A 16,532-nucleotide genomic window follows, 5' to 3' on the forward strand; every position below is an offset into this window, starting at 1 on the left:
GTCGTAGAAGGACGTGCGGGCCGGCAGCGGGTTGGCCGGCGGCTCGGTCTTGCTGAAGCTCGCAGGAGCAGATGCGGGTGTCGCTGCGGGGGCAGGGGCGGGCGTCGGCGCGGTGTCCTCCGCGCGCGGGTCGGCCATCGCGGGATGCGGGAAGCCGGGCGTCTCGCGCGAGTCGACGGGGAGCGGCGGGACCGCCTGCTGTGCCGCCGCCGTCGCGGGACCGCTGTGGGACGGTGCGCCGTCGCGGCGCGCCTGCTCCTCCTGGACCTCGTCGGTCTTGCGGAAGAGGGCCGCCAGCGGGCCTTCACGCATGGATGCGCGCTTACCGGATTCCATGGGAGAGGACCTCCTTCGCGAGATCGCGATAGGACCGGGCGGCCATGCCGTCCGGTTCGTACTTCAGGACGGACATGCCCTTCACCGGCGCCTCCGCGAAGCGCACGGTCTTCTTGATGCGGGACGCGAACACGCGATCACCGAAGTTCTCCTCGAGGATCTCGATCGCTTCCTTCGCGTGAAGGGTGCGGGAGTCCATGAGCGTGGGCAGGATGCCCTCGATCTCGACGTCCGGGTTGAGGTTCTCGCGGATCATGTGGAGCGTGTTCTGGAGCTGGATCAGCCCCCGCATCGACAGATACTCGCACTGCACGGGGACGATCACCTTGGAAGCGGCCGTCAGGGCGTTGATCGTGAGCAGCCCGAGCGACGGCGGCGTGTCGATGCAGATGAAGTCGTAGTCGTTGATGATCGGCCTGAACGCCTTCTCCAGCGAGCGCTCGCGGCCGATCTTCATCGACATGGCGATCTCGGCGCCGGCGAGGTCGATCGAGGCGCAGGCGATGTCGATCTCGCGCTTCTGGATGACGTCCACGATAGGCAGGTCGTGGACGAGGACGTCGAACATCGACTGCTTCAGCCCGTCCGGGTCAATGCCCTGCGACATCGTCAGGTTCCCCTGGGGGTCCATGTCGACGCACAGCACCCGGTACCCGCTCTCGGCGAACGCCACCGCGAGGTTCAGGGTGGTGGTCGTCTTGGCGACCCCGCCCTTCTGGTTGGCGAAGACGATGACCTTGGCTTTTTTGGGCGTGCTGTTCACGGGGATGCTCGTTCGTCCGGGAATGGACCGATCGCCGGTCTTGTTCGCGCGCGCCGCGGGTTCTCCTCCTCCGGCCCGGTACATAAGATCGTCGCCATGTCAGGCACTGCCCACCCGAACGTCGTGCACCTCGACGAGCTGCCCGTGCAGCGCCGCGAGGCCGAGGACATCGCGGTCGACTACGTGCGGCTCGCGTCGGCTGCGGGCGCGATCGGGATCGGCGCCACCCGCTACGTCGTCCCGCCCTCGCGGCGCATGATGCCCGTACACGTCCACAGCGACGAGGAGGAGCTGTTCTTCGTCCTCGAGGGGTCAGGTCTGCTGTGGCAGGACGGCGTGACCTACGCCGTCGGTGCCGGCGACACCATCGTCCACCTCGCGCAGACCGAGGCGCACACCCTCGTCGCCGGCCCGGACGGGCTCACCGTCGTCGCGTTCGGCGAGGGCTCGCGCACGAACATCACCTACCTGCCCCGGCCGCAGGCCTGGTGGCTGGGGACGCGCTGGATCCCGGCAGACGGGCCGAACCCGTTCCGGCTCGAGGCCGCCCTCGGCCCCTTGGAGCTGCCCGGCGCGCCGCAGACCGAGCGTCCGCCGACGGTCCGCCACCTCGACGCGATCGAACTCAAGGTCGAGGTCCGGCCGGGCTACGACATCGCCGAGCGCAACCTCGGGCGTGCCGTCGGCTCCGTGCGGATCGGCCTGCGCCACGACACGCTCGCACCCGGCACCCGCTCGTGCCCGCCCCACTGGCACACGGGCGAGGAGGAGCTGTTCCTGGTCCTCGACGGCGACGGGACGGTCGAGCTCGGCGACCAGCGGTTCGGGGTGCGCACGGGGAGCGTCGTTGTCCGGCCGCCGAACTCGGGGGTGGCGCACAGCCTCCTGGCGGGTGCGGGGGGCCTGACGTACCTCGCCTTCGGCACGCGCGACCCCAACGACATCTGCTTCTACCCGCGGTCGCAGAAGGCCAACGTCGGCGGGATCACGTTCCGGCTCGACGTCGTGGACTACTGGGAGGGTGAGGACGAATCCCCGGCCTGATCAAGGACCAGCGCCTGATCGACCGGCTCGTCGCCAAGGAGCTGCTGTTCGTGACGGGGAAGGGCGGCGTCGGGAAGACGACGGTGGCGGCCGCGCTGGCGAGCGCCGCCGCCGCGCGCGGGCTGCGAACGATCGTCGCCGAGGTCTCCGCGCGCGACGACGCGGCACGGCAGCTGGGTGCGGACACGGGCGATCGGCCGGTCCGGGTGTTCGAGGAGCGCGAGGTCGCCCCCGGCCTGCACCACATCTCGGTCGATCCCGAGCACGCGATGCAGGAGTACCTCGTCGACCAGATGCCGGTGAAGGCGCTCGCGGACGCGCTCGTCTCCTCGCGGCTCTTCAGCTACCTGGCAGCCGCCACCCCCGGGCTGCGGGAGCTGCTGACGGTCGGCAAGCTCTGGGAGCTGGCGCAGCCGGACCGCCGCACACCCGGTGCACGGCCCTACGACCTCGTGATCGTCGACGCGCCCGCGACGGGCCACGGGCTGGCGCTGCTTGCGGCGCCGCGGACCTTCGCCCAGGCCGCGCGGGTTGGCCCGATCGCGCGCCAGGGCCGTACGATCGATCAGATGCTGTCCGATCCGTCCCGAACCGGCGTGCTCGCCGTCACCACCGCCGAGGAGACGCCGGTCAGCGAGACGCTGCTGCTGCGTGACGCGCTCCTGTCCCAGGCCGGCCTCGACCTCGACGCGGTGATCGTCAACCAGCTGCTGCGGACGACGCTCACGGGCGCGGAGACGACAGCGGTGGAGACGGCGCTGGCGCGCGTCCCGGCCGCCGTCGCCGGCGGCGGCGACCGCAGGGCCACCGCGCCGCACCGCAGCGCCGCGCTGCACGCGGCCCGCGCGCACCAGAACCGCGCCCGGCACCAGCGCGCCCAGCTGGCGCGGCTGCGGCGCGGCCTGGCAGTCCCTGCGGGCTCGGCCGGCCGGCCGGCGCCGACCGTCGCGAGCCTGCCCGCCCTGGCCGGCACCGCCGACCTCGTCCCCGCCCTCGTGCGCCGGCTGGCGGCGCGATGAGCTCGCTCTCGGAGCGCCTGGACGGCCGCCGCGTCGTCATCGTCGCCGGCTCCGGTGGCGTGGGCAAGACCACGACGTCCGCCGCGATCGGGCTCGGCCTCGCCGCGGGGGGGCAGCGGGTCTGCGTCATCACGATCGACCCGGCCAAGCGCCTGGCCGACGCCCTCGGCCTGGAGGAGCTCGGCAACGAGCCGCGCCGCGTGGACCCGTCGCGCTTCAGCGACCACGACATCGAGGTCGAGGGTGAGCTGTGGGCGATGATGCTCGACGCCAAGCGGACCTTCGACGACCTGATCGAGCGCCTCGCGCCGGACGCCAAGACGCGCGACGAGATCCTCGAGAACCGCATCTACCAGGAGCTGTCGTCCGCGGTCGCCGGGTCGCAGGAGTTCACCGCGATCGCAAAGCTCTACGACCTGGACCGCGACGGTGGGTTCGACGTCCTGATCCTCGACACGCCCCCCTCGCGCAACGCGCTCGACTTCCTCGACGCCCCGGACCGCCTGACGAACTTCTTCGAGGGGCGTGCGCTGAAGGTCTTCCTGGCGCCGTCGGGGATCGCGGCGAAGGTCGTCGGGCGCGGCACGAGCGTCGTGTTCTCCGTCCTGCGCAAGGTCACGGGCGTCGACCTGCTGGACGACGTCAGCGTCTTCTTCCGCGCCCTGAGCGGGATCATGGACGGCTTCCGCGAGCGGGCGTCCGGCGTCAAGGCCCTGCTGGGCGACCCGGCGACGACGTTCCTGATCGTGAGCTCGCCACAGCATGAGCCGATCGAGGAGGCGATCCACTTCGCCGGCAAGCTGCGCGAGGCCAGGCACCGCATCGGCGCGCTGATCGTCAACCGGGTCGACCCGGGGGTGGCCGATGCCGACCCGCCGGACGCCGAAGCGCTCGCCGCGCTCGAGGAGGAGCTGACGGCCGAGCTCGGCGCGCCGCTCGCGCGGAAGGTCGCGCGGACCATGGCCGACGCGCGCCTGCTGGCTGACCGCGATGCCGCGTCGATCGCGCACCTGCAGGACGCGCTCGGCGAGGCGGAGGCGCTGCTGGTCCCCCAGCTCGACGACGACGTCCACGACCTCGAGGGCCTGACGCTGATCCACCGGCACCTGTTCGCGTCCGACCCGGACCGCGCGTCGATGATGCGCGCGGCGGCCGGCCTGGCCTGACGGTCCACGTCGGCCGCGGGGGGGGTCAACGGCCGGCGGCTGACGACCGCCCGGCGCCGTCTGACGACCAATTTTGGTCGCCGCAACGACCAGAATTGGTCGTCAGACGCCGGAGCCAGGTATCGGCCCACCGGCCACCGGGCACCGGCCACCCACCACTGACCGCGCGCCCGCGCGCACTCCGGCCCGGCGGCTAGGCCTGGGTCGGGGCCTCGACCAGGTCGGCGGCCAGGAGGCCGTCCGCCACCCCGCGCAGGTCGGCGTCCAGGTGGCCGCACAGCACGTCGCGCAGGACTGCGCGCAGGTGGCCGCTGAGCTCGTCGACGACCGCGGTCAGCATGGCCGCGTCGGGTGCGGTCGACCCGTGGATGAGGGTCCGTTCGAGGGCGACGATGTGCGCGACCCGGCTCGTGAACGCGGCGCGCTCGTGCGGCTGGGCGCAGAGGGCCGCGAGCCGTCCGGCGAGGCGGCCGCTCTGCGGGCCCTCGGGCTCGAGCAGCGCGCGCAGCGCCATCAGGTGGTCGCTGAGCGCGTCGTCGTCACGCTCGCGGGTGCAGCCGAGCTCGAAGCGGCGCACCGCCCAGGCCAGCTCGCCCGAGCGCGGCATCCGGCGGCCCACCAGGTTGCAGAACGCGCGCAGCTCGTCCTCCTGCGCAGCGGTGATCAGGCAGCGGCCGTGGACGATGCCGCCCGCCGCGGCGCCGAGGCTGACGAGCTGCCACGGCCCGCCGGCGGCGCGCGTCCAGCCGACCGGCGTCAGCGCGGCGCCCGCCTCGTCGAACAGGCGCAGCGCGGCGATCAGGCGCTCGAGGCGCAGGCGGCCCGGATCGTGGCCCCCTGCCTCCGCCCCGCCCGCCCACAGATTCCCGTCCCAGCGCAGGACGGCGAGGGTGCGGGCGCCGTCCCCGCGGACCGCGTCGGCCGGACCGTCCTCCAGGACCTCGGCGCGCATCAGCGTCAGGCCGTCCCCCATCGCGACCTCGCCCGACTCGAGCTCGAGGCCGAGGACCGCACAGACGAGCACCGTTTCCGCGACGCCCTCGTGGACGACCTCCTCGAGCTCGTCGTACGCGCGGTCGAACCGCTCGGACTGCAGGACGAAGTCGGTCGAGTCCTCGAAGATGCGGCCGAGAAACGCGCGCAGGCCGAGCTCCGCGCAACGCCGCGGGTCGCGCGGGATGCCCTGCGCGACGTGTGTCTGCAGGTAGCCGTCGAGCCCGCCGCAGGCCTGCAGCGCGTGGACCGCGGGCAGGTAGGACTCCAGGCGGGACAGGATCGAGCGGCGCTCATCGATGAACGCCGCCGTCAGCGGGCGGTAGCAGTAGAGCGTCGGCTGGCGACGGCTCGACGCCGACTCGACGATCTCGAAGGCCAGCTCGTGGCCGTCCGCCATGTCGGACGCCAGCTGCCACGCGGCCTCCTCTGCAAAGGTGGCAAGCACGGCGCGCAGCTGGCGGTTTCGCATGTCGACCGGTTCGGGCCGCCTGGCGCCTGTCCTCGTCCGTGCAACAGACGTTGCAGTCCGTCCGGGCTGCAGCTTCGGGGCCCGGATCTGCAGCTTCGAGGCCACGAAGGTGCGCACAGATGGGGAGTTTCGGGGAGCGATGTGCAGGTTTGCCGAAATCCGGGCACATGACCGCATTCCGCCGCACCGCCGGGCTCCTGGCGTGCATCCTGATCGCCTGCGCAGCGGCCCCTCGTGCGCAGGCGCAGGCGGCGACCTACCGGCTCGGTGAACGCGTCCTCCGCGTCGGCGCGACCGGCGGCGACGTGAAGAGCCTGCAGCGGCTGCTCACCAGGGCCGGGCACGCGGTCGGTGCCGACGGCGAGTTCGGCCCCGGGACGCGGACCGCGGTGCGCGCCTTCCAGCGGGCCAAGCGGCGGCAGCAAACCGGGGTGGTCGGGCCGGGGACGGTCCGGGTCCTGCGGGCTGCCGCGGCGGCGGGGCCCGCCGCTCGCAACCCCGAAGCCGCAGGCGACGCCGCGGCCGTCGCCGCGAAGGGGACCCGTGACGGCGGCGTGACCTTCGGCACCGTGCCACCGCCCACTGCGGACGCCGCGGCGTCGCCGGCGCCTCCCCCGCCGGCGGCGGCCCCGGCCGCCGCCGCGACCGGCCCGGTCGGGAAGGCGACGTTGACCAGCGGCGGCCTGGCCGTCGCGCCGGCCGGCGCACCGCCCGAGGTCGTCGCGATGATCGCCGCCGCCAACAGGATCGCGAGAACGCCGTACCGCTACGGCGGCGGACACGGGGACTTCGACGACACGGCGTACGACTGCTCGGGCTCGGTCTCCTACGCGCTGCACGGCGCCGGCCTGCTGGACAGCACGCTCGACTCCTCGTCGCTGGCGAAGTGGGGCGCCGCGGGCGCGGGCCGCTGGGTGACGATCTACGCGAACGCCGAGCACGTCTACATGTACGTCGCCGGCCTGCGGTTCGACACGAGCGGGCAGAAGACCTCGGGCTCGCGCTGGCAGGACGCGGCGCGGTCCAGCAGCGGCTTCACGGTCCGGCATCCGGCCGGCCTGTGACTCGCGGCGGCCCGGAGCACCGAGCGCCGGCTGACGCGAGCGCGCGAGCTACCGCTCGACGCGACGGCCGGGCTCGGCGGGAGCCGGCGCGACGTCCACCACCCGTGTGGCCAGCAGGCGTGCGGGAGTCGCGCCCGTGAGGGCGTGCCAGTCGCGCGTCAGGTGGGCCTGGTCGGCGTACCCGGCCTGCGCCGCCAGCGCCGCGAGCGGGACCGCGGGCTCGCGGCGGTGCAGCTCCAGGCCACGCTGGAGGCGGACGATGCGCTGCAGCCGCTTGGGCCCGTAGCCGACGGCGGCGTCGAACCGGCGCAAGAGCTGGCGGGTCGTCAGCCCCGTCTCGGCCGCGAGCGACGTCACGCTTGGCGCTCCGTGGCGGATCCGGGCGACCGCATGGCGGACCAGGTCGTCGGGCGGCGCGGCGTCCGGCAGCCGCGTCGCCAGCAGCGCGTACAACGCGCGGAGGCGCCCGCCCGGCCCCGATGCGGCGATCGCGTCCGCGTCCCAGCCGTGCCGCCGTGCCAGCGCGGGCCACAACGCGGCGAGGTCGACATGCTCGTCGCGGACGGCGGACGCGGGGACGCCGAGCAGCGCGGTCGCCGTCCCGGGACGCAGCCGTACCCCGGCGACGGCCTCCCCGGGTCCCAGCCGGGAGAGCTGGACGACGGTGGCGGGGCCGGCCAGCTGGACGCCGCCGGCGGTCGCGACGATGTCCATGTGCGCGTCCGGGAGGACCGGCCAGCCGAGCACGCCGCGCGGTCCGGCGCGCAGGGTCCAGCCGCACGCAAGGGCCCAGCGGAGGGCGGGCGGGACCGGATGCTCGCGGTAGACGACCACGCGCCGCAGTATGCCCACGTCCGTTTCGTCCAAGACACCGCGGGCGCGGTCCGGGATGCTGCCCCCATGTTCCTCGGACTGCGCACGACGATCTACCCCGCCCCGGACCTCGCGGCCGCCACGGCCTGGTTCACCGACGTCCTCGGCAAGCCGCCGTACTTCGACGAGCCGTTCTACGTCGGCTTCGAGGTCGGTGGCTACGAGCTCGGCCTCGCGCCGGACGCACCGGTCGAGGACGGCGCCGTCACGTACTGGGGCGTGCCGGACGCCGCTGCCGCCCACGCGCGTCTGCTCACCGCCGGGGCGACCGAGCACAGCGCCGTGGCCGAGGTGGGCGGCGGGATCAAGGTCGGCGCCGTCGTCGTCGCCGGCGGCGCGCTGCTGGGGGTCATCGAGAACCCGCACTTCGCGCTGTCCCCCGTGACCGACGCCGGTGACGGCCCGGGCTGCTGAGCGCCCTCGGCCGGCGCCGCCGGCCCGTCGTGCGTCGCCCCTGCGACGGCGGACGGGCCCGCTCGGCCGACGGAGCGGCCGCGCCCGTGGGCCGATGGACCCGCGCGGTTGCCTGCCCCGCGCCCACCGGCGGGTCGGCATGATGCAGCCGACGTGCGCGCTGTCGCCCTCTCCGCCGCCTGCGGCGTCCTCCTCGTCCTCGGCGCCTGCGGAGGGGCGGGCCGGCCGGCCGCCCATCCCCCCGGCGCGCTCGCCGGCGGCAGCGTGCCGTCCGTCCCCACGCCGGTGCCTATCGGCCGGGGCGACCGCCTGCGGCCGGGGCCCGGCCCGGGCCCCGGCCCCGCGACCGCCGACCGCCTGCCCTGCCGCACCGCGCCCCCGCCACGCACGCATGACGCCGTCCACATCGAGCTGTTCGCCGCCGGGCACACGGTGATCGTCCCGGCGGGGATCGGGATCGCTCCTCCGCGGCGCCGCGCCGGCGCCTTCGTGACGGGCGGGCGCTGCGTGACGCCGCTGCGCACGACCGAGCCGACCGGCGTCATCGAACTGCTGCCCGGGACGCGCGCGACGCTGGGCGACCTGTTCGCCGTCTGGGGACGTGCGCTCGGGCCGCGCCGCCTCCTGAGCTTCGACGGCCCCGTCCGCGCCTGGGTCGACGGGACGCGGTGGCGCGGACCCGTCGCGGCGATCCCGCTCCGCCACCACGCGCAGATCGTGGTGGTCACCGGGCCGGACGTCCCGGTGCACGCAACGTACGGGTTCCCGCCGGACGGCGTCACCCACCTCCGTCCGTGACTACGCTGGCCCTGCCATGCGCCGCGCCCGCCTCCTTGTCGTCCTCTGCTTCGCGCTGGCCGCCGCCCTTCCGGTCGCCCCCGCCCGCGCCGACGGCGACCCGGCCAGCGATATCCTCCTCGCGCAGGACGCCTACTACCCGTACGCCCCGCTGAGCGTCGCCAAGGAGCTGCAGGTCGCACTCGACGGCATGCTCAAGGCCGCGAAGGCGAAGCGGTTCGAGGTCAAGGTCGCGCTGATCGCCGCCCCGGTCGACCTGGGCGCGGTCCCGCAGCTGTTCACCGACCCGCAGCGCTACGCCGACCTGCTGACGTCCGAGATCTCCTTCAACACGAAGCCGCGTGTGCTCGTCGTCCTGCCCGCCGGCCTCGGCGGGAACAACCTCGGCGACAACGCCGCGACGGCCCTCGACGGCATCGCACCGGAGGAGGCCGCCGGCTCCGACGGCCTGGCCCGTGCGGCCATGCTCGCGGTCGGCCGGCTGGCCGCGGCCAACGGCACGCCGATCCCCATCCCGGCGGTCGCCCGGGACAAGGGGCGCGCGACCGGGGACCGTGACAAGGGCGGCGGGACCTCGCCGCTGATCGTGTTCGGCGTCCCCGTGCTGCTCGTGGCGCTGATCGCCGGCGGCGCGGCGATCGCGGGGCGGCGCGCCGAGAACGAGGACGGTGAGACCGAGGTCGGCGAAACCACGGGCGGTGAGACCGAGGTCGGCGAAACCGCGGGCGGTGAGACCGAGGTCAGTGAAACCGCGGGCAGTGAGATCGACGGCGACAGCGGGGACCCAGACGTCGCCGGAGGCAGCGACAGCGACGACGCTCCATCGTCCGGGTCCGGCGAAGCCGTCGTGACGCGTCTCCCGGCGACCACCGCGGACCCGGCCCCCGAGTCGCCGGTGGAGCCGCCGTCCGATCCTCCGGCGGCGCAGTAGCATCGATGGGGATGTCCGAAGAGCTGGCCAACCTCGATTGGGCCGATCACGCGTCGGAGCGCCTCGCCGAGGCCGGCTACCGGCGCGGCGGTGCGCGTCAGGCCGTCATCGACCTCCTCGCGCGTCAGGCGTGCGCGCTCTCGGCGTTCGAGATCGAGGAGGCGCTCAAGGGCAGCGGCACCCGCGCCGTGGCCCGGGCGAGCGTCTACCGCGTCATCGACGAGCTCGAGCAGCTCAAGCTGATCTCGCGTATCGAGGTCGGCCACGGGATCTCGCGCTACGAAGCCGTCCACCCGGACGGTCATCACCACCACCATCACCTCGTGTGCGACGACTGCGAGAAGGTGATCCCGTTCGAGGACGACGAGCTCGAGCGGACGATCCATCGCGTCGCCGACCGTGTGGCGTTCGACGTCGCCGAGCACGAGATCGTCCTGCACGGCTCGTGCGGCGACTGCGGCGCTCTGGCCGCCAAGCGCCGGCAGAACTAGCGCGGGCGTCGCCGCAGGGCGAGGATCCAGCGGACCGCGAGCGGCGCGAGCAGCACCATCACCACCACCCGCAGCGACTGCACCGCGACGACGAACGTCGTGTCCGCCCCGGCACCGGACGCCACGGCGAGGACCGCGTACAGCCCACCCGGGGTCGTCGCGAGGTAGCTGTCCATGAGCGACGCGGACGTCGCGGCGTCCAGGATCAGCGCCAGCCCGAAGCAGGCGACGAGCAGTCCGAGGATCGCCAGCGAGACCGGCACCAGCAGCTTGCCGAGCAGCCGGATGGTGTCCGGCGTGAAGCGCAGCCCGACCTGCAGGCCGATGATCCCGAAGCTCGCCTCCCGCAGCAGCGGCGGGACGCCGAACTCCCCGCCCGGGACGGCGAGGACGACGACCCCCGTCAGGATCATCGGGCCGAGCAGCCCGCCGGCCGTGAGGCGCAGCCGCAGCGCGATCAGCGCGCCGGCCAGAGCGAGCACGGCGGTCAGGACCCAGCCGCGCAGCGCGCCCAGGATCGGCTGGGCGTCCGCCGCCAGCGCGCTCGCCGACTCGTGGTGCCCCGGGAACGCCAGCGCGATGAACAGCGGGGTCGACGCCACCACGACGAGCACACGGAGGTACTGCATGAACGCCACGAGGCGGTCGTCGGCGCCGAGCTCCTCCGACATCCCGACGATGCCCGACGCGCCGCCGGCGATCAGGCCGAGGGCGGCCGTCGGCTCGTCCAGCGTCGTCGTCCGGGCGAGCGCCAGCCCGGCCGCGAGGCTCAGCGCGAGCGTCGCCGCGCTGACCAGCGCCACCGGCAGCCACGCGTGCGTGAGCTCCCGCAGCGCGGACGCCTGCAGGTAGGCGCCGAGCGTCACGCCGGCCACTGCCTGCGCCCAGCGGAACCAGGCCGGCGGGACGTCGATGGCGTCCGGCCGCCCGAGGGCGACGCCGAGGCCCAGCAGCAGCGCGGCGAACAGGTACGACGACGGCAGCCCGACGCGGTCGAGCGCGAGCCCGCCGAGGACCACGCCCGCGGTGAGCCCGGCCCACGCGGCCACGGAGACGCGCCGGGCGCGGGGTGGCTGGGTGGTGGGTGCGGACGCCAAGGCCCGCCCGATCGTAGGCGGTCGACGCGCACACGTCTGCGCGCCGAACGTCGGATTCCCCGCGCCAGGGGACGGGGAAACGGACGCTCGAATCCGCTGGGCCGGTCGCGTGCCCGGGCCGCTGCCGACGACCCCGCCGGCCCGACCCAGCGGCAGACCCGCCCGCCCCGCCCGCGGACCGCCGTCAGGCCGACGGCTGCGCCAGCGCGCGATCGCGCGGGACCACCGCGCGCACCAGCCCGCCGCCCAGCGCGAGGATCACGTAGACCGCCACCAGCATTCCGGCGATCGACGCGCCGGCAGCGGTGCCGGCGTAGTAGCTCAGGTACAGGCCGCCGGTGCCGGCCAGGACCGCGATGAGCCCTGACACCAGCAGCATCGGACCCATGCGACGCGTCACGAGGCGGGCCGCGCTCGCCGGTGCCATCAGCACCGCGACGACGAGCAGGTTGCCGAGCCCCTGCACCGCCACCAGCAGCGCCACGGCCAGCAGCACGAGCAGCGCCACGTCCACGGCCAGCGGGCGCACGCCCAGACCGGCCGCGCTCAGCCGGTCGAAGCCGACCACCAGCAACCGGTCGTGGAGGACCCAGAGCGCCGCCAGCACGACGGCGACCAGCCCGGCGGCCAGCAGCAGGTCGCTGTCGCTGACGCCGAGCACGTCGCCGAACAGCAGGCCCTGGAGCCCCGCCGGCGACTCGGGGGACAGCGCCAGCAGGACGCCCAGCCCGAACAGGCCGGTGACGACGACCGCGACGGCCGTGTCCCGGTCCAGCCCGTCGATCCGTCCGGCGACCGCCACCGCCACCGCGCCGACCAGCAGCCCTGCGGCCCCGCCGAGCAGGAGCGGAAGCCCGAGCAGCGCCGCGCCCACCAGTCCCGGCAGCAGCGCGTGGGCCAGCGACTCGGCGCTGTAGGCGAGGTTGAAGAAGAGCAGCCAGCACCCCAGGGCGCCGCCCGCCACGCCCAGCAGGACGACCTCGAGCAGCGCGCGCCGCGTGAGCGCTTCCTGCCACGGGTCGGTCAGCCAGGTGAGGACCGCGAGCGTCGAGTGCACGGGCGCCGGCTCAGTGCTCGTGGTGGTGCGCGGGCAGCACGGCCGGGTGGTGGCCGTGCACGGCGCAGTCGATGTCGACGATCTCGCCGCCGTAGGTGGCTTCCAGCACGGACCGCGTCAGGACCTCCGCCCCGCCGTAGGCGATCTGGCGCCGGTTCAGGCACAGCACCGTCCCCCACCGCCGCGCCTGGTCGACGTCGTGCGTGGCGATCAGCAGCCCGCGGCCCTCGTCGGCGAGGGCCAGCAGCAGCTGCTCCAGCCGTTCGGCGCTGACGGCGTCGAGGCCGGTGAACGGCTCGTCGAGCAGGACGATCGGCGCGTCCTGCACCAGTGCCCGCGCTACCAGCACGCGCTGCCGCTGGCCGCCCGACAGATCGCCGAAGGTCCGGTCGGCGTGCTCGGCCAGGCCCACCTGATCCAGCGCGGCACGCGCGAGGCGCCGGTCGGCCCGCGACGGCCGGCGCCACCAGGCCAGCCGCGAGACGGCGCCCATCAGCGCCACGTCGGTCGCGCTGACCGGGAAGTCCAGGCGCGAGCGCTCGGTCTGGGGGACGACCGCGCAGCGCGCCGACAGGTCCAGCGTCCCGGCGAGCGGGTCGAGCTCGCGCAGCAGCGTGCGGAAGAGCGTCGTCTTGCCGCCGCCGTTGGGGCCGAGGACGGCGACGCGGTCGCCCGCGCGCAGCGTCAGGTCGACCCCGGTCAGGACGGGCGTCCCTGCGTACCCGCACGCCAGTCCCGCGGTCCGCACCAGGACGCGGGCATCGGCCGGAGCCGCGGCCGCTGCGCCCGGTGCGGGGACCGGGTCGGTCACAGCCCCTGGATCGCGCAACCCGATGCACCCCCCGTGAACCCGCGCACCATCGCGTCCGCGTTCGCGCGCTCCATGCCGAGGTAGGTCGCGCCGGCCGACCCGGCCTCGCCGAGCGTGTCGCCGTAGAGCTCGCGGCCCGCCGTCGCGCCGGTCTGCCGCGCGATCGCCTGGGCGAGCTTGTCGTTGAGCGAGCTCTCCGGGAAGACCGCCTTGACGCGCTCGCGGCGGATCAGCTGCGCGAGGTCCGAGATCTCGCCCGCCGACGGCTGCGCCTGCGTGCTCTGGGACGGGATGACCGCGCCGACCACGGTGATCCCGTAGCGCCGCGCGAAGTAGCCGAACGCGTCGTGGTCGGTGACGAGCTTGCGCTGCGCGGCCGGGACCGCGTCCACGCACGCCTGGATGCCCGCGTCGAGCGCCCGCACCCGGGCCAGGTACCGGGTCGCGCCGGCCTCGATCGCTGCAGCCCGCTCCGGCTCGGCCTTCACGAGCGCGGCCCGGATCTGCCCGACGGCGGCGACGACGTTGCGCGGATCGTGCCACCAGTGCGGGTCGTACTCGGAGGCCTCGTCGCCGTCGCGCTCGCCGGGGACCCGCTCGGGCACGAGCGCGCCGAGGTCGACGACCGTGGGCGAGCCACCGCTTTGCTCGACGACGTCTGCCATCCAGCTGTCGAGGTTGTCGCCGCTGACGAACACCACCTTTGCGCCCGCGGTCTCCTGCACGTCGCGCGGACGCGGCTCGTAGTCGTGCGGATCGGTGTTCGGCTTCAGGATCTGGACGACGCGGACGTCCTCGCCGCCGACCGCCCGGACGATGTCGCCGAGCTGGGTCGTCGTCGCCACCACCTTGATCCCGCTGCCGCCTGACTCCGCGGTGTCCCCGCAGCCCGCCGCGACGAGCCCGACGACCGCGAGCGCGGCGAGCACGGGACCGCGCCGCGACCGGCGACCACGGCGCACCAGCGCGCGCCCGATGGCGACCACCGTGAACACTCCCGCGGACAGGACGGCGATCGCCGCGCCGGGTGGCGCGTTCGCCTCCACCGAGATCCACAGCCCGACGACGCCTTCGACCGCGACGAGCAGGACAGTGGCCAGCTGCCAGGTCGGCAGTCGCGTGCACAGCAGCCGCGTGGTCGCCGCGGGGACGACCAGCACCGCGGTCGCGAGCAGGGCACCCAGCGTCGCGAGCGCGGCGACCGCGAGCAGGGCGACGAGGCCGAGCAGGATCGCGTCCGGCAGCCCGGAACGCGCACCGAGCGCCGGGGCCGTCCGCGCGTCGAAGCCGGTGATCAGCCACCGCGTGTGGAGCAGGTAGGCACCCACGAGCGAGAGCCCGCTCGCCACGGCCGCGAACGCGATGTCGCCGCCGTCGACCAGCAGCAGGCTCCCGAACAGCAGCGTCTCGACGTTCGCACCCGACCGGAAGACGTCGCTCGCCAGGATCACCCCGCTCGCCAGCGCGCCGACCAGCACGAGCGCGGTGAGGGAGTCGTAGCGGTCCGCCGCCCCCTCGCGCCGGGCGAGCGCGCCGACGCCGAGCGCGACCAGCAGGCCGGTCCCCGCCGCCCCGAGCGTGGCGGAGAACCCGATCCCGTCCGCGAGCACGAGGCCCGGAAAGGCCGCCGTGCCGACCGCGTGCGAGTAGAAGGCCAGCCCGCGCAGCACGATCCACGTCCCGATGACCCCGGCGCCGAGCGACAGCACGAGGATCTCGACGAGACCGCGCTGGACGAACGGGAGCTGGAAGACGTCGAACATCGCGCGCCGGAGCGTAGCAACGAATGAGAACGTGTCTCGTCTTCTCGGGCGCGGGGCGCTGTCGGGCTGTGGCGCACGGGCGCCCGTCGCCCGGTTACCCTTGCCGCGATGAGCATGTGCAGCAGAGCAACGTCGGCCCTCACCGCTGCGCTGGCCCTCGGCGCCCTCGCCACGGGCTGCGGCTCAGCCGATGAGAAGACCAAGACCCAGGCGCGCGCGTCCGCGCCCGACTCGGGGCAGACCGGGACGAGCCAGCGCGCGTCGGTCCCGATCCGCGACCAGGCCGAGGCCGACCAGGCGTTCGTCACGCCGCGCGGCACGAAGCTCACGAAGAAGGCGCCGGCGCCCGGCGCCGCCAAGGCCGCCGCGAAGAAGGCCGTCGCCAAGACGGCCGCCAGCGGCAGCTTCGGTGAGACCGCGGACAACTTCATCTCCCCCGGGGCCCCGTCCGACGCCGAGATCGCCGCCGAGCTCAGGCAGATGGAAGCGGTCCAGAAGCAGTCGGCCAAGTCGGGCGGCAATGGCCACGGCATCCGCCTGAACCCGGACGGTACCGCGACCGTCGCGCCGGACGTCCCGGCAGCCGTCGCGCGTATCGTCGCCGGGGCGAACGCCATCGCGAAGTTCCCGTACGTGTACGGCGGCGGACACGGATCGTTCGTGGACACGGCCTACGACTGCTCGGGGTCGCTCAGCTACGCCCTCGCGGCGGGCGGTCTGCTGACCACGACGAAGACGTCCGGCGAGCTCGCGCTGACCGGCGAGAAGGGCCCCGGCGAGTGGGTCACGATCTACGCCAACGCCGGGCACACCTTCATGGTCGTCGACGGCCTGCGGTACGACACCAGCGGCCGCAGCGGCCCGCGCGGCTCGCGCTGGCAGACCGCCCCGCGGTCGACCAAGGGCTTCGCCGTCGTCCATCCGCCCGGGCTGTAGCCGGATGCCCGCTGCCGCCGCCGTCCGGCCGGCGCTGCTGCTGCTCGCGACCGCGATCGCAGTCGCTGTCGCCACGGTGGTCGCCGTCGCGACCCTGACGACGACCGCTGCAGGCGCGGCGGCCAAGCCCGTCGTCCGGCTCACCGTCACGTACGACGCGGGCCCGCAGGCCGCAGCGAGGACGGCGACCGTCCGCTGCGGCCGCAAGGCGACAGCGACCGGGTTCCTGCGCACCACCGCCACCCGCGCCTGCCGTGTCGCCCGCGCGCAGGCGAAGTTCCTGGGGACCAAGCCGGCCCGGGACCGGGCCTGCACCCTGATCTACGGCGGCCCGCAGACCGGGCGCGTGCGCGGGACGATCGGCAGTCGCAAGGTCGACCGTGCCTTCTCGCGAGCCGACGGCTGCCAGATCGCCGACTGGACCACGGTCGAGGGCCTGCTGCCCCGGACGCCTGGCGCCGCGGCGCCCTGACCCGGCTTCGCCCCGCCGGCGGACACCGGACC

General features: G+C 74.6%; 17 protein-coding genes. 10 read left to right on the forward strand and 7 right to left on the reverse strand.

Translation table 11 applies throughout. The features are described 5' to 3' along the window. Positions 1-322: 322 nt before the first annotated feature. Complete coding sequence (locus DSM112329_RS20040) at positions 323-1,099, reverse strand: ParA family protein (protein ID WP_354698327.1); 777 nt, start codon at positions 1,097-1,099, stop codon at positions 323-325. 96 nt (positions 1,100-1,195) lie between these two features. Between DSM112329_RS20040 and DSM112329_RS20045 the strand changes: the two genes are divergently transcribed. Genes DSM112329_RS20045 through DSM112329_RS20055 form a run of 3 tightly spaced genes read left to right on the forward strand, consistent with a single transcriptional unit; the run spans position 1,196 to position 4,328 of the window. Then, positions 1,196-2,143, forward strand: a complete 948-nt coding sequence (locus DSM112329_RS20045; RefSeq protein WP_354698328.1) for a cupin domain-containing protein — start codon at positions 1,196-1,198, stop codon at positions 2,141-2,143. A 50-nt stretch (positions 2,144-2,193) separates the two neighbouring features. Then, positions 2,194-3,162, forward strand: coding sequence for an ArsA family ATPase (locus DSM112329_RS20050; RefSeq protein WP_354698329.1), 969 nt, complete (start codon positions 2,194-2,196; stop codon positions 3,160-3,162). Further along, positions 3,159-4,328: an ArsA-related P-loop ATPase gene (locus DSM112329_RS20055; protein WP_354698330.1), complete on the forward strand. Its 1,170-nt coding sequence runs from the start codon at positions 3,159-3,161 to the stop codon at positions 4,326-4,328. Before DSM112329_RS20050 ends, DSM112329_RS20055 begins: the two co-directional genes overlap by 4 nt. A 193-nt stretch (positions 4,329-4,521) precedes the next feature. Here DSM112329_RS20055 and DSM112329_RS20060 read toward each other — a convergent pair whose 3' ends face one another. Next, positions 4,522-5,793, reverse strand: a complete 1,272-nt coding sequence (locus DSM112329_RS20060; protein WP_354698331.1) for a hypothetical protein — start codon at positions 5,791-5,793, stop codon at positions 4,522-4,524. Between the two features lie 167 nt (positions 5,794-5,960). On the opposite strand from DSM112329_RS20060, the gene DSM112329_RS20065 reads away from it, so the two are divergent. After that, the gene (locus DSM112329_RS20065) at positions 5,961-6,857 is read left to right on the forward strand and encodes a peptidoglycan-binding domain-containing protein (protein ID WP_354698332.1); all 897 of its coding nucleotides are present in this window, start codon (positions 5,961-5,963) and stop codon (positions 6,855-6,857) included. 48 nt (positions 6,858-6,905) lie between these two features. Here the strand turns inward: DSM112329_RS20065 and DSM112329_RS20070 are convergent, their stop codons facing one another. Next, complete coding sequence (locus DSM112329_RS20070) at positions 6,906-7,691, reverse strand: helix-turn-helix domain-containing protein (RefSeq protein WP_354698333.1); 786 nt, start codon at positions 7,689-7,691, stop codon at positions 6,906-6,908. A gap of 66 nt (positions 7,692-7,757) precedes the next feature. On the opposite strand from DSM112329_RS20070, the gene DSM112329_RS20075 reads away from it, so the two are divergent. From DSM112329_RS20075 to DSM112329_RS20090, 4 genes are all read left to right on the forward strand, one after another. Further along, a complete protein-coding gene (locus tag DSM112329_RS20075; protein ID WP_354698334.1) occupies positions 7,758-8,144 on the forward strand; it encodes a VOC family protein in 387 nt (128 codons plus the stop codon). A 153-nt stretch (positions 8,145-8,297) separates the two neighbouring features. After that, positions 8,298-8,942, forward strand: a complete 645-nt coding sequence (locus tag DSM112329_RS20080) for a hypothetical protein (RefSeq protein ID WP_354698335.1) — start codon at positions 8,298-8,300, stop codon at positions 8,940-8,942. 16 nt (positions 8,943-8,958) lie between these two features. Then, entirely contained in the window at positions 8,959-9,873 is a 915-nt protein-coding gene (locus DSM112329_RS20085; RefSeq protein ID WP_354698336.1) for a hypothetical protein, read from the forward strand. 11 nt (positions 9,874-9,884) lie between these two features. After that, on the forward strand, positions 9,885-10,364 hold the full coding sequence (locus DSM112329_RS20090) for a Fur family transcriptional regulator (protein WP_354698337.1): 480 nt from the start codon (positions 9,885-9,887) through the stop codon (positions 10,362-10,364). Here DSM112329_RS20090 and DSM112329_RS20095 read toward each other — a convergent pair. The 4 genes from DSM112329_RS20095 to DSM112329_RS20110 all read right to left on the reverse strand — a co-directional run bounded on the left by DSM112329_RS20095 (position 10,361) and on the right by DSM112329_RS20110 (position 15,092). Further along, the gene (locus DSM112329_RS20095) at positions 10,361-11,461 is read right to left on the reverse strand and encodes an AbrB family transcriptional regulator (protein WP_354698338.1); all 1,101 of its coding nucleotides are present in this window, start codon (positions 11,459-11,461) and stop codon (positions 10,361-10,363) included. The two genes, DSM112329_RS20090 and DSM112329_RS20095, sit on opposite strands and share 4 nt — an antisense overlap. 184 nt (positions 11,462-11,645) lie before the next feature. Beyond that, positions 11,646-12,518, reverse strand: a complete 873-nt coding sequence (locus DSM112329_RS20100; RefSeq protein WP_354698339.1) for a metal ABC transporter permease — start codon at positions 12,516-12,518, stop codon at positions 11,646-11,648. Between the two features lie 10 nt (positions 12,519-12,528). Continuing rightward, positions 12,529-13,329 (reverse strand): metal ABC transporter ATP-binding protein, encoded by an 801-nt coding sequence (locus tag DSM112329_RS20105; RefSeq protein ID WP_354698340.1) that lies wholly within the window; start codon positions 13,327-13,329, stop codon positions 12,529-12,531. Next, positions 13,326-15,092, reverse strand: coding sequence for a zinc ABC transporter substrate-binding protein (locus DSM112329_RS20110; RefSeq protein ID WP_354698341.1), 1,767 nt, complete (start codon positions 15,090-15,092; stop codon positions 13,326-13,328). The genes DSM112329_RS20105 and DSM112329_RS20110 overlap by 4 nt, the downstream gene beginning before the upstream one ends. Before the next feature lie 108 nt (positions 15,093-15,200). Here DSM112329_RS20110 and DSM112329_RS20115 point away from each other — a divergent pair, with 108 nt between their 5' ends. Together DSM112329_RS20115 and DSM112329_RS20120 are read left to right on the forward strand one after the other, a co-directional pair. Next, positions 15,201-16,028, forward strand: a complete 828-nt coding sequence (locus DSM112329_RS20115; protein WP_354698342.1) for a hypothetical protein — start codon at positions 15,201-15,203, stop codon at positions 16,026-16,028. A 4-nt stretch (positions 16,029-16,032) separates the two neighbouring features. After that, positions 16,033-16,500: a hypothetical protein gene (locus DSM112329_RS20120; protein ID WP_354698343.1), complete on the forward strand. Its 468-nt coding sequence runs from the start codon at positions 16,033-16,035 to the stop codon at positions 16,498-16,500. Positions 16,501-16,532: the final 32 nt, after the last annotated feature.

Source organism: Paraconexibacter sp. AEG42_29, from assembly GCF_040581415.1.
GTDB lineage: Bacteria > Actinomycetota > Thermoleophilia > Solirubrobacterales > Solirubrobacteraceae > Paraconexibacter.

Bases quoted from the DNA above. Each gene is read 5' to 3' on its own strand.
- DSM112329_RS20090 (WP_354698337.1), top strand. From the start codon at position 9,885: ATGTCCGAAGAGCTGGCCAACCTCGATTGGGCCGATCACGCGTCGGAG.
- DSM112329_RS20110 (WP_354698341.1), bottom strand. From the start codon at position 15,092: ATGTTCGACGTCTTCCAGCTCCCGTTCGTCCAGCGCGGTCTCGTCGAG.
- DSM112329_RS20045 (WP_354698328.1), top strand. From the start codon at position 1,196: ATGTCAGGCACTGCCCACCCGAACGTCGTGCACCTCGACGAGCTGCCC.
- DSM112329_RS20085 (WP_354698336.1), top strand. From the start codon at position 8,959: ATGCGCCGCGCCCGCCTCCTTGTCGTCCTCTGCTTCGCGCTGGCCGCC.
- DSM112329_RS20065 (WP_354698332.1), top strand. From the start codon at position 5,961: ATGACCGCATTCCGCCGCACCGCCGGGCTCCTGGCGTGCATCCTGATC.
- DSM112329_RS20060 (WP_354698331.1), bottom strand. From the start codon at position 5,793: ATGCGAAACCGCCAGCTGCGCGCCGTGCTTGCCACCTTTGCAGAGGAG.
- DSM112329_RS20055 (WP_354698330.1), top strand. From the start codon at position 3,159: ATGAGCTCGCTCTCGGAGCGCCTGGACGGCCGCCGCGTCGTCATCGTC.
- DSM112329_RS20120 (WP_354698343.1), top strand. From the start codon at position 16,033: ATGCCCGCTGCCGCCGCCGTCCGGCCGGCGCTGCTGCTGCTCGCGACC.
- DSM112329_RS20115 (WP_354698342.1), top strand. From the start codon at position 15,201: ATGAGCATGTGCAGCAGAGCAACGTCGGCCCTCACCGCTGCGCTGGCC.
- DSM112329_RS20075 (WP_354698334.1), top strand. From the start codon at position 7,758: ATGTTCCTCGGACTGCGCACGACGATCTACCCCGCCCCGGACCTCGCG.